This window comes from Streptomyces sp. NPDC046831 (assembly GCF_040645305.1).
GTDB lineage: Bacteria > Actinomycetota > Actinomycetes > Streptomycetales > Streptomycetaceae > Streptomyces.
Window position 1 is genome coordinate 190794 of the sequence record NZ_JBEYXZ010000003.1, and the last position, 12634, is coordinate 203427.

Below are 12634 nucleotides of genomic sequence, written 5' to 3' on the forward strand. Positions count from 1 at the left end.
CGGGGAGCTCAGCACAGGATCCAGCCCGTGCGCAGCGAACCGGCCCCGACCGATCCGCCGACCCGCACGCAGCGGTGCCCGGCGTGCACGGTCACCGGGCCCGCGTGCTGGGCGTACGTCCCCCGGTCGGTCACCGGGCGGTTGCCGCGGGCCTGCACGGTCACGGACATCGGCCGCTTGGCGCCGGGCCGCGTCGGGACGGTGACGGCGCAGACGTAGCCGTCGCGCTTGTGGACGTGCACGGAGCCGGTCCCGAAGGACAGCGTCCTGACCTTGCGGCCGGAGCAGGCGGAGGCGGCCGCCTGCGCGGTCCCGGGCGCGGCGACCGCGAGCAGTCCGGAGGCGGTCAGCACGGCCACGCCGAGCGCCAGCCGTCGCCGTATCGCACCACTGTCCACCATCGTCCCTCCCGTAACAGCCGTACCCGAGCGTACGGGTGTACGGACGCAGGACGTGCGTGCGGTGGTTGCCCCTCCGGGTCAGCGGGAGGCGCCGACCGGTTCCTCCGGCTCCGGCGCGCCGACGAACGTCCGCCACAGCGCGGCGTAGCGTCCGCCGCGCGCCAGCAGCTCGTCGTGCGTGCCGTCCTCCGCGACCCGGCCGTGGTCCATGACCACCACCCGGTCCGCCCGGGCGGCCGTGGTCAGGCGGTGGGCGACGACGAGAGTGGTGCGCGCTCCGGGCTCCGGCGAGGGGTGCGGGCCGGACGGCGCCTGCTGGGCGGCGCGGCGGCCCGTGAGGCGGTCGGTGGCCTGGTTGACCTGTGCCTCCGTGGCCAGGTCCAGGGCGGCGGTGGCCTCGTCGAGCAGCAGGATGTCGGGGTCGACGAGTTCGGCGCGGGCCAGCGCGATCAGCTGGCGCTGGCCGGCCGACAGGTTGCGGCCGCGCTCGGCGACCTCGTGCAGGTAGCCGCCGTCCAGCGTGGCGATCATGTCGTGCGCGCCGACCGCCCGCGCCGCCGCCTCCACCTCGGCGTCGGTCGCGTCGGGCCGGCCGTAGGCGATGGCGTCGCGGACGGTGCCCGGGAACAGGTACGCCTCCTGCGGCACGACGCCGAGGCGGTGCCGGTAGGCGGTGAGGTCCAGCTCCCTCAGGTCCGTGCCGTCGACGGTGACCCGGCCGGCCATCGGGTCGTAGAACCGGGCCACCAGCTTGACCAGGGTCGACTTGCCCGCCCCGGTCTCGCCGACGAAGGCGACCGTCTGGCCGGCCGGGATGCGCAGGTCGATCCCGGTCAGCGCGGCCTCGCCCTCCTCGCCGGTGCCGTAGGCGAAGTGGACGTCCTCGAAGGCGATCTCGCCGCGCAGTTCCGGCACCTCGCGGGGCCGGTCGGCGGGCCGGGTGGACGTCGGCTCGCGCAGCAGCTCCTGGATGCGGCCCAGCGAGACGGTCGCCTGCTGGTAGCCGTCGAAGACCTGGGAGAGCTGCTGGACCGGCGCGAAGAACAGGTCGATGTACAGCAGGTACGCCACCAGCGCGCCCGCGGTCAGCGTGGCCTCCTCGACCCGGCCCGCGCCCGCGATCAGCACGGCGGCCGCCGCGACCGCGGACAGCAGCTGCACGAACGGGAAGTACAGGGAGATCAGCCACTGGCCGCGGATCCGGGCCTCGCGGTAGGCGGCGCTGCGCTCGGCGAACCGCCGCCCGCCGTCGCGCTCGCGCCGGAAGGCCTGCACGATCCGCAGCCCCGCCACGGACTCCTGCAGGTCCGCGTTGACCACCGACACGCGCTCGCGCGCCAGCCGGTACGCCTTCACGCTCGCCCGGCGGAAGAAGAAGGTGGCGACGAACAGCGGCGGCAGCGTGGTGAAGACGACGAGGGCCAGCCGCACGTCGATGACCAGCAGGGCGACCATGATGCCGAAGAACGTCACCACCGAGACGAACGCGGTGACCAGGCCCGTCTGCAGGAACGTCGACAGCGCGTCGACGTCGGTCGTCATCCGCGTCATGATCCGGCCGGTCAGCTCCCGCTCGTAGTAGTCGAGGCCGAGCCGCTGGAGCTGCGCGAAGATCTTCAGGCGCAGGGAGTACAGGACGCGCTCGCCGGTGCGCCCGGTCATCCGGGTCTCGCCGATCTGCGCGGCCCACTGCGCCCCGACGGCGAGCAGGGCGACCAGGGAGGCCGCCCACACGGCGCCGAGGGACAGCTTGCCGACGCCCTCGTCGATGCCGTGCCGGATCAGGACGGGCAGCAGCAGGCCCATGCCGGCGTCGACGGCGACGAGCAGGAGGCTGACCAGCAGGGGCAGCCCGAAGCCGTGCAGCAGGCGGCGCAGGCCGTAGGAGTCCTCGGCCCGGACCGCGCGCTCCTCGTCGACGTCCGGGGTGTCGGTGGCGGGCGGCAGCGCCTCGACCTGGGCGAGGAGGGCGGGGGTGGCGGGCGTGCCGGCCATCGCCGTGTCCCGGGGCTCGCGCTCCCCCGCCCACAGCTTCGGTGTGATGCCCCGCTCGGCGTCGAACTCGGCGTCCAGCTCCTCCCGGACCCAGTTGTCCTCCTGCGGCTCCGCTGCGGCGCGGCCGGCCCCGGCGTGGCCGGGTGAGACGCCGCCCAGTTCGTCGGGGTCGGTGAGCAGCCGCCGGTAGAGCGCGGACCGCTGCTGGAGTTCGTCGTGGGTGCCGAGGTCGGCGAGTCGGCCGTCGTCGAGGACGGCGATGCGGTCGGCGAGGTTCAGGGTGGAGCGCCGGTGGGCGATGAGCAGCGTCGTGCGGCCCTCCATGACCTGCTTGAGCGCCTCGTGGATCTCGTGCTCGACGCGGGCGTCCACGGCGGAGGTGGCGTCGTCGAGGACGAGCAGGCGCGGGTCGGTGAGAAGCGCGCGGGCCAGCGCGATGCGCTGGCGCTGGCCGCCGGAGAGGGTCAGGCCGTGCTCGCCGACGGCTGTGTCGTAGCCGTCGGGCAGTTCGGCGATGAAGCGGTCGGCCTGGGCGGCCCGGGCGGCCCGCTCGATCTCCTCCTGGGTGGCGTCGGGGCGCCCGTAGGCGATGTTGTTGCGGACGGTGTCGGAGAAGAGGAAGGAGTCCTCCGGCACCAGGCCGATCGCGGCCCGCAGGGACCGCAGGGTCAGCTCCCGCACGTCGTGCCCGCCGACGAGGACGGCCCCGTGGGTGACGTCGTAGAAGCGCGGCAGCAGCAGGGAGACGGTGGACTTGCCGGAGCCGGAGGAGCCGACGACAGCCAGGGTCTCGCCGGGGCGGATCCGGAAGGACAGGCCCGTCAGGACCGGGCGGCCGTCCTGGTAGCCGAAGGAGACGTCGTCGAACTCGACGGTGGCGGGCGCGTCGGCGGGCAGTTCCCTGGTGCCGTCCGCCAGGGCGGGCTCGGTGTCGATCAGCTCCAGGACGCGCTCGGTGCCCGCGCGGGCCTGCTGGCCGACGGTGAGGACCACGGCGAGCATGCGCACCGGGCCGACGAGCTGGGCCAGGTAGGTGGAGAACGCGACGAACGTGCCGAGCGTGATGTGACCCCTCACCGCCAGCCAGCCGCCGAGGGCCAGCATCGCGACCTGCCCGAGCGCGGGGACGGCCTGCAGGGCCGGGGTGTACCTGGCGTTCAGCCGGATCGTGCGCATCCGCCCGGCGAACAGCCGCCGCCCGACCTCGCGGAGCTTGCCGGTCTCCTGCTCCTCCTGCCCGAAGCCCTTGACCACCCGCACGCCGCTGACGGCGCCGTCGACCACGCCCGCGACGGCGGCGGCCTGCGCCTGGGCGTACCAGGTGGCCGGGTGCAGCTTGGTGCGGCTGCGGCGGGCGATCCAGCCGAGGGCGGGCGCGACGGCGAGAGCGATCAGGGTCAGCGGCAGCGACAGCCACGCCATGATCACCAGGGAGATCAGGAAGAGCAGTACGTTGCCGATGGTCATCGGCAGCATGAAGAGCAGGCCCTGGATGAGCTGGAGGTCGCTGGTGGCGCGGCCGACCACCTGGCCGGTGGACAGCTCGTCCTGACGGCGGCCGTCGAGCCGGGTGATCGACTCGTACATCTCCGTCCGCAGGTCGTGCTGGACGTCGAGGGCGAGCCGGCCGCCGTAGTAGCGGCGCACGAAGGTCATGCCGTAGATCAGCAGGGCCGCGCCGAGCAGGGCGCCGGCCCAGGGCGCCATGGCCCGGCTGTGGTCGCCGATCACGTCGTCGATGATCACCTTGGTGATCAGCGGGACGAGCGCCATGACGGCCATGCCGCCGAGGGAGGAGCCGAGGGCGAGGAGGACGTCCTGGGGGTGGCGCCAGGCGTACCCGGCCAGTCTCCGCGCCCATCCCGGCTGCGCTGCCACGTCGGTGCCTTCCTGCAGACCTGATCTTCCGCAACGCACCAACACGGACGGAAGCGGATTTCATCCCGCCGCAACAAACCGCCCCCGGGCCCGCACCCGGCGGGCGGCCCGGCGGGCACCCTGGCGGGCGGCCGGGGCCCGGTCGCCGGGGGCTTCCGGCGTGGGCGGTGACGGGGCGCCAGGTGTCGCGTGCACCGCGACGGGCGGTGTGCTGCCGGACGGCGCGCGGGGCGTCGCGTACGCCCCGACGGGCGGTGCGATGCCGGGCAGCCCAGCGGGCACCCCGGCGGGCGGCCGGGGCAGCCCCGGCCGCCCTCGGCGTCCTGCGCCGGCGTCCCGCGCGGGCGGTGGCGGCGCACCGGGCGTCGTGCGCGCCGCGACGGGCGGTGTGCTGTCCGAGCCGTGCCCCGGCGGATCGGGGCGCCGTCGGCTCAGGCGAGGTGGGTCGGTGCGAACATCCTGAGGACCGCCGGGAGCACGACCACCGACGGGCCCGGTGCGGCGAGCGCCTTCGCCAGGTCCTCCTCCAGGGTTTCCGGGGTCGTGCGGGTGCCCGGGACGCCGAAGGACTCCGCGAGGGCCACGTAGTCGGGGCGGGCCAGTTCGGTGGCGGTGGCCCGGCCGAAGGTGTCCGTCATGTACTCGCGCAGGATGCCGTAGCCGCCGTCGTCGACGATCAGCCAGGTGACGTCCAGGCCGTACTGGCGGGCCGTAGCCAGCTCGGCGATGGAGTACAGGGCCCCGCCGTCGCCGGAGACCGCCAGCACCGGGCGGGTGGGGTCCGCCGCCGCCGCGCCGAGGGCCGCCGGGAAGGCGTAGCCGAGGCCGCCGGCGCCCTGGGCGGAGTGCATGCGGTTGGGGGCCTGGGCGTCGAAGGCCGACCAGGCCCAGTAGGCCAGGATCGTCATGTCCCAGAAGGACGGGGAGCCGGCGGGCAGCGCCCGGCGGACCGAGGCGAGGACGTCCTGCTCCAGGGTGAGGTCCTGGGCGGCGATGCGCTCACCGACCCGGTCCAGCAGCGTCCGCACGCGGTCCGGCGCCGTGCTGTCCTGCCGGGCCTCCACCGTCTCCAGCAGGGCCTGGAGGGCGAGCCGGGCGTCGGCGTGGATGCCGAGCGCCGGGTGGTTCGACTCCAGCTTGCCGAGGTCGGCCTCGATCTGGATGATCCGGCCGCGCGGCGAGAACGTGTGGTAGTTCGAGGAGAGCTCGCCGAGACCCGAGCCGACGACCAGCAGGACGTCGGCGTCCTCCAGGAAGTCCGTGGTGTGCCGGTCCTCCAGCCAGGACTGGAGGGACAGCGGGTGCTCCCAGGGGAAGGCGCCCTTGCCGCCGAAGGTGGTCACGACGGGGGCGTCCAGCCGCTCGGCCAGGGCGAGCAGCTTGCCGGAGGCGTCCGCCCGGACCACTCCACCGCCCGCGACGATCACCGGGCGCTCCGCCTCGGAGAGCAGCCTGGCGGCCACCGCGGTCAGCTCGGGGCGCGGGAGGAGCTCCTCGGGGGTCGCGTCCATCGCCGTCACCGCCGGCAGCCGCGCCGGCGCCAGCAGCACGTCCTGCGGGATCTCCACCCACACCGGGCCGTGCGGGGCCGTCAGCGCCGACTTCCAGGCCGCCGCGAGGGCGGAGGGGATCTGGGACTGGGTGCGGACGGTGTGGACCGACTTCACCACGCCCCGGAACGAGGCCGCCTGGTCCGGCAGTTCGTGCAGGTAGCCGTGGCGCCCGCCACCGAGGCCCGCCGTCGGGACCTGGCTGCTGATGGCCAGCACGGGCGCGGAGGCCGCGGCCGCCTCCTGGAGCGCGGCCAGCGACGTCAGCGCGCCCGGGCCGGTGGACAGCAGCAGCGGAGCCGCCTCGCCGGTGATCCGGCCGTACGCGTCCGCCGCGAACCCGGCGTTGTTCTCCACCCTCAGGCCGATGTAATGCAGGTCCGAGCGGCGCAGCGCGTCGAACATGCCGAGGGCGTGCTGGCCGGGCAGGCCGAAGACCGTCGTCGCGCCGAGCCCGGCCAGGGTCTCCACGACCAGGTCTCCGCCGATGCGGCCGGGGGGAGGGTTCAGGGCCGCCTCCGTCTGTGCGGGTGTCGGGCGGAGCACCAGGTCGTGGTCGTGGGTCACGGGGTCGCTCTCCTCGGGGGTGGTTACGCGGTGCCGCGGGCCGCCGCGATCTGGCGGGTCATGATCGTGGTGAGCTCGTACGCCGTGTGCGACGCCGCCACCGAGGTGATCTCGGCGTGGTCGTACGCCGGGGCGACCTCGACGACGTCCGCGGACACCAGGTTGCAGGACGCCAGGCCGCGCAGGATCTCCAGCAGCTCGCGGGAGGTCATGCCGCCCGCCTCCGGCGTGCCGGTGCCCGGCGCGTGGGCGGGGTCGAGGCAGTCGATGTCGACGGAGATGTACAGCGGGCGGTCGCCGATGCGCTGACGCAGCTGGTCGGCCACCTCGTCGGCGCCCCGGCGGTAGACGTCCGCGGAGGTGACGATGCCGAAGCCCATCTTCTCGTCGTCGGTGAGGTCCTGCTTGCCGTACAGCGGGCCGCGGGTGCCGACGTGGGAGAGCGCCTCGGTGTCGAGGATGCCCTCCTCCACCGCGCGGCGGAACGGGGTGCCGTGCGTGTACTCGGCGCCGAAGTAGGTGTCCCAGGTGTCGAGGTGGGCGTCGAAGTGGAGCAGGGCGACCGGGCCGTGCTTCTTCGCCACCGAGCGCAGCAGCGGGAGCGCGATGGTGTGGTCGCCGCCGAGGGTCATCAGGCGGGCGCCGGTGCCGAGCAGGTCGTCGGCGGCGGCCTCGATGGTCTCCACGGCCTCGTTGATGTGGAACGGGTTCACGGCGATGTCGCCGCCGTCCGCGACCTGCGCCAGGGCGAACGGCGAGGCGTCCTGCGCCGGGTTGTAGGGGCGCAGCAGCCGGGACGCCTCGCGGATCGCGTTGCCGCCGAAGCGGGCGCCCGGCCGGTACGAGACGCCGGAGTCGAACGGCACGCCCACCACGGCGACCTCGGCCGTGCCGACCTCGTCGAGGCGGGGCAGCCGGGCGAAGGTCGCGGGGCCGGCGTACCGCGGGACCCGGGAGGAGTCGACGGGTCCGCGGGGCGTCTCGTTGCTGCTCATGGTGAAATGCCTTCTTTCCTACGCCTTATGGCGTATGTACTGCTTGCCGTATCACTCTACTGATGGGCCGGTACCGGTTCGGACACGGGCTCGGCACCGCGTCCGGCGAGGCGCTCGCGCCAGGCGGCGAGGACGGCCGCGTCGGTCGGCTTCGTCGCCAGGGACACGCCGACGTAGGCGGCCAGGGAGGCCAGCAGGCCGTAGTAGACGGGCTCGTTGGCGAGGACGCCGTAGCCCGCCATCAGGCCGACGACGGCGAGGCCGCCGACGGCCACGGAGGCCAGCGCGCCGTGCGCGGTGCCGCGCTTCCACAGCAGGCCGCCGAGGATGGGCACCAGCAGGCCGCCGACGAGCAGGTTGTAGGCCACGGTCAGCGCCTGGACGACGTCGTTGAGCGCGATCGCGGTGCCGATCACGGCGAGCCCCATGATCAGGATGAAGACGCGGTTGCCCTTGACCTCGTCGTGCGCGTCCCCGGTGCGCCGGACGGCGCCGCGCAGCCGGGACCAGATGTCGTTGTTGGCGACGGTGGCGCAGGCGATGAGCGCGCCGGAGGAGGTGGACATGACGGCGGCCAGGGCGGCGGCGAGCACCAGGCCCCGCACGCCGACGGGCAGTTCGTCCTTGACGATGGTGGCGAAGGCGTCGTCGGCGTTGCCCAGCTTCGGGTAGAGCACCTTGGCGGCGGTGCCGATGACGGCGCCCGCGAGGGCGTACGCCAGACAGTAGGTTCCGGCCACCGTGCCGCCCCACTTGGCGGTCTTGTCGCTGCGGGCGGTGAACACCCGCTGCCAGATGTCCTGCCCGATGAGCATGCCGAAGGTGTAGATCAGGACATAGGTGAAGATGGTCTCGCCGCCGATGCCCAGCGGGTCGAAGTACGAGGTCGGCAGCTTGGCCTTCATCTCGCTGAAGCCGCCCGCCTTGACCACGGCGATGGGCAGGAGCAGGAGCAGCACACCGATCGTCTTGACCACGAACTGCACCATGTCGGTCAGCGTGATGGACCACATGCCGCCGAGGGTGGAGTAGGCGACGACGATCGAGCCGCCCAGGATGATCGCGACGGTGCGGTTCATGTCGAACAGCACGTCGAAGATCGTGGCGTAGGCGATGGTGGAGGTGACGGCGAGCATGAGGGTGTAGGCCCACATGACGACGCCGGAGATGACACCCGCCCGGCCGCCGTAGCGCAGGTCGAGCATCTCGGAGACGGTGTAGACCTTCAGGCGGGCGATGCGGGCCGAGAAGAAGACCGACAGGGCCAGCAGGCCCAGGCCGATGGTGAACACCATCCAGGCGCCGGACAGGCCGTACTTGTAGCCGAGGCCCACGCCGCCGATGGTGGACGCCCCGCCGAGGACGATCGCCGCCATGGTGCCGGAGTACATCGCGGGCCCCAGGCGGCGCCCCGCCACCAGGAACTCGCTCTTGGACCTGGCGCGGCGCATGCCCCACCAGCCCATGGCCAGCATGCCGGCCAGATAGACGACGATCACTGTGTAGTCGACGGCCATGCGGGCCCTCCTTCTCGCGCTCTCGGTGGCGTGTCGTGCGGGTGCGGAGATCGACGGCAGCGCCTCGCGAGGACATCCGCCCGTACCCGCGGCTGCCGGTCGGGACTGACACTAGGTGGCCGGAAAGCGACTGCGAAGTGTACGTTTTATCCATTCGAGTGCCGCGGGGATGGAAGGAACGGACATCATGCCGGACCCGCAGCCGCCATCGGCACCAGCAGTCCCACCCACCCCGCCTGTCCCGCTCTCGGCGCTGCTGGCCCGGGAGGACCTCGCCCTGCGCCAGATCGCCGGCCCCTCGGACCGCGGCACCGTGATCCACTGGGCGCACACCTCGGAAATGGCAGACCCGTACCCGTACCTGCTGGGCGGCGAGCTGCTGCTGACGGCGGGCGTGCACGTGCCCGGGGCAGCGGGGTCGGGCACGTACTTCGACTACTTCGACGATTACGTCTCCCGGATCGTGGCGGCGGGCGGCGCGGCCCTCGGCTTCGGCCTCGCGCCGGTGCACGACACGGTGCCGCCTGCCCTGGTCGCGGCCTGTGACGCCCACGCCCTGCCGCTGCTGGAGGTCCCCCCGCAGACCACCTTCTCCGGCGTGGCCCGAGCGGTCTGGCAGCTGATGGCCCAGGCCCGGCTGGCCGAGCTCCGCCGGGTCACGGAGGCCCAGCAGGGCCTGGCGGTGGCGGCTTCCCGCCCGGACCCGGTCCCCTCGGTGCTGCGTCAGCTGGCCCAGCGCGTGACGGGCCGGGCGGTGCTGTACGGGCCGGACGGGACGGCGATCGCGTCCGCGGGGCGGGAGCCGGCGGCCGAGGCGAGCGCGGCGCTGGCGGAACTGGCGGCAGTGGTACGGCCGGCGACCGCGCGTCCCGCACCCTCCTCCGCCACCGACACCGTCTGCGGAAGCCACCTCGCCGCCTACGCCCTCGGCACCGGCCAGGGTTTCGTGCTGGGGGTCGCCTCCCCGCAGCGCGATCCCGCGGACCACACCATCGCGTCCGTGGCCGCGGTCCTGCTCTCCCTGCTCACCGGCGAGCACCGGAGCGGTGCGGGCGCGGCCCGTTCGTCGGCGCTCGTGCGCCTGCTGCTGGGTGCCCCGCCCGAGGACGTGGCACCGCTGCTCGGCGCCGGGCGGTGGGTGGTCGTGCACGCGCGGCCGGACCAGCAGGTCCCCGACGCCCTGGCCGCCTCCGCGCTCGGCGCCGCACTCGGCTCCGCGCTGTTCGACCTCGCGGACGGCGTCGTGCGGGTCCTCCTCCCGGCCGACCACGAACCGTCCGCGCAACCGGGCTGGTCCCTCGGCGTCAGCGCCGCCGTCGCCCCGCGCGACTGGCCGGCCGCCGACACCCAGGCGGCCCGCGCCCTGGCCCGCGCCCGCGCCACCCGCACCTCCGTGGTCCGCCACGGCGCCCGCCCGAGCCTCGCCGACCTGGTCCAGCACGACGAGGCCGACGCGCACGCCCGGGCGCTCCTCACCCCGATCACCGCCAGGCCCGCGCTCACCGAGACCCTGCGCACCTGGCTCTCGCTGCACGGAAGCTGGGACCGCACCGCCGTCGCCCTGTCCGTCCACCGCAACACCGTCCGCCAGCGCATCGCCCGCTGCGCGACCCTCCTCGACACCGACCTGGACGACCCGGACGTACGCATGGAGCTGTGGTTCGCCCTGCGCCGGATCTGAGGGCGTGACCCGCGTCCCAGCGGGCGGGACGCCGGGACCGGACACCGGCCGCTGCCCCACAATGGGACCCATGCCGATACCCGGGACACCCAGCCGCTCCGAGCTCGTCGACCACCTCGTCAGGACCCGTATCGCGGGCAACGTCGCCACCCCCCGCGAGAACAACCTCTCCCACTACCGGAAGCTGGCGAACGGCGATCGCAACTACTGGTTCGGCCTGGAACTCGGCGACCGCTGGACCGACGAGCAGGACGTGCTCGCGGTGATGGCGGAGCGCGTCGGCGTCAACGACGACCCGGAGTACCGGCACGGCCAGGACAGCATCGACGCGGAGCTGACCGTCGACGCCCTGGAGCGCCTGGCGGGCCGGCTGCGCAAGGCGGCGGACGGGCAGCAGCGGGTGCTGTTCGCCACCGGTCACCCCGGCGGCCTGCTCGACGTGCACCGTGCCACGGCCGCCGCGCTGCGGGCCGCCGGCTGCGAGATCGTCGCCATCCCGGACGGGCTGCAGACGGACGAGGGCTACGTCATGCAGTTCGCGGACGTCGCGGTGCTGGAGCACGGCGCCACGCTGTGGCACACCCACTCCGGCGAGCCGATGCGCGCCATCCTCACGGGCCTGGAGCGCGCCGGCCGCCCGCTGCCCGACCTGGTCGTCGCCGACCACGGCTGGGCAGGGTACGCGGGGCAGCACGGCGTCGACTCGGTCGGCTACGCGGACTGCAACGACCCCGCCCTGTTCCTCGCCGAGGCGGAGGGCACCGTCCAGGTGACGGTTCCCCTCGACGACCACGTGGTCAGCCCGCGGTACTACGACCCGATGACGGCGTATCTGCTGGAGCAGGCGGGTCTGACCTGATCGAGCCGGAGATCGCGCCCAGGTCGAGCGACCGGCAGGGTGATCACCCAAGGGCCCGGACGACGGCGACCGCTCCGTGCCGGCGCACGGCGAGCCGGGTCAGCAGGTCCACGACCGGGGCGGTGACGCGCTCGGGGAGGACAGGGGCCGGCAGGCCCACGCTGCACACCAGGCCGTCGGCGTGGACGACGCGTTCCATGAGCCGTTGTCACAAACGGGGGTTCAGGCCCTCGGAGCGCCCCTGCGCATACCCAGGCGTCGGGTCCAGATACACCCGGCGCACCGCCGGGAACGCCTCGTGCAGTCGCTGCTCGGCCCGCTCGCAGGCCCACTCGACCTCGGCTGCGGTCGACAGGTCACGGAAGTCGACCTTGGCCGCCACCAGGGCCTCCCCCGGCGCCTGCACCAGCGTCGTCAGCTCCAGTACCGCCTCGATGTGCTCCACCTGCAGGAGTTCGGCCCGGATCCGCTCCCGCACCGGCCGGGGCAGCGGCCGCCCGATGAGAAGCTCCACGTTCGACCGGCCGAGCACCCAGGCGACGTACAGCAGCAGCACGCCGATGGACAGGGAGGCGATGCCGTCCCAGACCCCGGATCCCGTGAGCTGCCCGCCCAGCAGGCCGCCCGCCGCCAGCACCAGGCCGATCAGCGCAGCCGAGTCCTCCAGAACCACCGCCTTCACCGCGGTGTCGGGCGTGTGCCGGAGATAGAGCCGGAAGGGCATCCCGCGGCGGTCCGCGTCACCGCGCGCCTGGCGCACCGCGGTCCGCAGCGAGAAGCCCTCCAGCACGAAGGCGACCGCGAGGACGATGTACGACACCCGTGGGTCACCGAGCGTCTCGCCCCTGGTCAGGGTGTGGATGCCGTCGTAGAGGGAGAAGACCGCGCCGCCGACGAAGGTGCCGACCGCGGCGAGCAGCGCCCAGACGTAGCGTTCGGGGCCGTATCCGAGGGGATGGTCCTCGTCGGGGGGTTTCCGGCTGCGCTTGAGCGCCGTCAGCAGCAACACCTCGGTGACCGTGTCGGCGACCGAGTGCGCGGCCTCGGAGAGCATGGCACTGGAGCCGCTGATCAGGCCGGCCGCCACCTTGGCCATCGCGATGCCGAGGTTGGCGAGGCCGGCGACGACGACCGTGAGGGTACTTCCGGCGCCGGTGTCCCGCCGGCCCGGGTGCAGAGCTTTCGCCATGT

9 protein-coding genes are annotated in these 12634 nt (G+C 73.8%); 2 read left to right on the forward strand and 7 right to left on the reverse strand.

Annotated elements, in window-relative coordinates; all coding sequences use genetic code 11:
* Positions 1-8 precede the first annotated feature (8 nt).
* From ABZ920_RS04285 to ABZ920_RS04305, 5 genes are all read right to left on the reverse strand, one after another.
* Positions 9-398: a hypothetical protein gene (locus tag ABZ920_RS04285; protein ID WP_361498896.1), complete on the reverse strand. Its 390-nt coding sequence runs from the start codon at positions 396-398 to the stop codon at positions 9-11.
* Between the two features lie 81 nt (positions 399-479).
* Positions 480-4274, reverse strand: coding sequence for an ABC transporter ATP-binding protein (locus ABZ920_RS04290; RefSeq protein ID WP_361498614.1), 3795 nt, complete (start codon positions 4272-4274; stop codon positions 480-482).
* Between the two features lie 431 nt (positions 4275-4705).
* Positions 4706-6391 carry a thiamine pyrophosphate-binding protein gene (locus ABZ920_RS04295; protein WP_361498616.1) on the reverse strand — a complete coding sequence of 562 codons (1686 nt, stop codon included), beginning with the start codon at positions 6389-6391 and terminating at the stop codon, positions 4706-4708.
* Between the two features lie 23 nt (positions 6392-6414).
* A complete protein-coding gene (gene speB, locus ABZ920_RS04300) occupies positions 6415-7386 on the reverse strand; it encodes an agmatinase (RefSeq protein ID WP_361498618.1) in 972 nt (323 codons plus the stop codon).
* A gap of 56 nt (positions 7387-7442) precedes the next feature.
* Positions 7443-8903 (reverse strand): sodium:solute symporter, encoded by a 1461-nt coding sequence (locus ABZ920_RS04305; protein ID WP_361498620.1) that lies wholly within the window; start codon positions 8901-8903, stop codon positions 7443-7445.
* Between the two features lie 187 nt (positions 8904-9090).
* Here ABZ920_RS04305 and ABZ920_RS04310 point away from each other — a divergent pair, with 187 nt between their 5' ends.
* Together ABZ920_RS04310 and ABZ920_RS04315 are read left to right on the forward strand one after the other, a co-directional pair.
* Positions 9091-10584 (forward strand): helix-turn-helix domain-containing protein, encoded by a 1494-nt coding sequence (locus tag ABZ920_RS04310; protein WP_361498622.1) that lies wholly within the window; start codon positions 9091-9093, stop codon positions 10582-10584.
* A 70-nt stretch (positions 10585-10654) separates the two neighbouring features.
* Entirely contained in the window at positions 10655-11443 is a 789-nt protein-coding gene (locus ABZ920_RS04315) for a phosphatase (RefSeq protein ID WP_361498624.1), read from the forward strand.
* 43 nt (positions 11444-11486) lie between these two features.
* On the opposite strand, the gene ABZ920_RS04320 is transcribed toward ABZ920_RS04315, so the two are convergent.
* A complete protein-coding gene (locus tag ABZ920_RS04320) occupies positions 11487-11642 on the reverse strand; it encodes a hypothetical protein (protein ID WP_361498626.1) in 156 nt (51 codons plus the stop codon).
* A 9-nt stretch (positions 11643-11651) separates the two neighbouring features.
* The gene (locus tag ABZ920_RS04325; RefSeq protein WP_361498628.1) at positions 11652-12632 is read right to left on the reverse strand and encodes a cation diffusion facilitator family transporter; all 981 of its coding nucleotides are present in this window, start codon (positions 12630-12632) and stop codon (positions 11652-11654) included.
* Positions 12633-12634: the final 2 nt, after the last annotated feature.

Coding starts and splice junctions, on each gene's coding strand:
- ABZ920_RS04305 (WP_361498620.1), bottom strand. CDS start 8,903: ATGGCCGTCGACTACACAGTGATCGTCGTCTATCTGGCCGGCATGCTG.
- speB (WP_361498618.1), bottom strand. CDS start 7,386: ATGAGCAGCAACGAGACGCCCCGCGGACCCGTCGACTCCTCCCGGGTC.
- ABZ920_RS04310 (WP_361498622.1), top strand. CDS start 9,091: ATGCCGGACCCGCAGCCGCCATCGGCACCAGCAGTCCCACCCACCCCG.
- ABZ920_RS04325 (WP_361498628.1), bottom strand. CDS start 12,632: ATGGCGAAAGCTCTGCACCCGGGCCGGCGGGACACCGGCGCCGGAAGT.
- ABZ920_RS04315 (WP_361498624.1), top strand. CDS start 10,655: ATGCCGATACCCGGGACACCCAGCCGCTCCGAGCTCGTCGACCACCTC.
- ABZ920_RS04320 (WP_361498626.1), bottom strand. CDS start 11,642: ATGGAACGCGTCGTCCACGCCGACGGCCTGGTGTGCAGCGTGGGCCTG.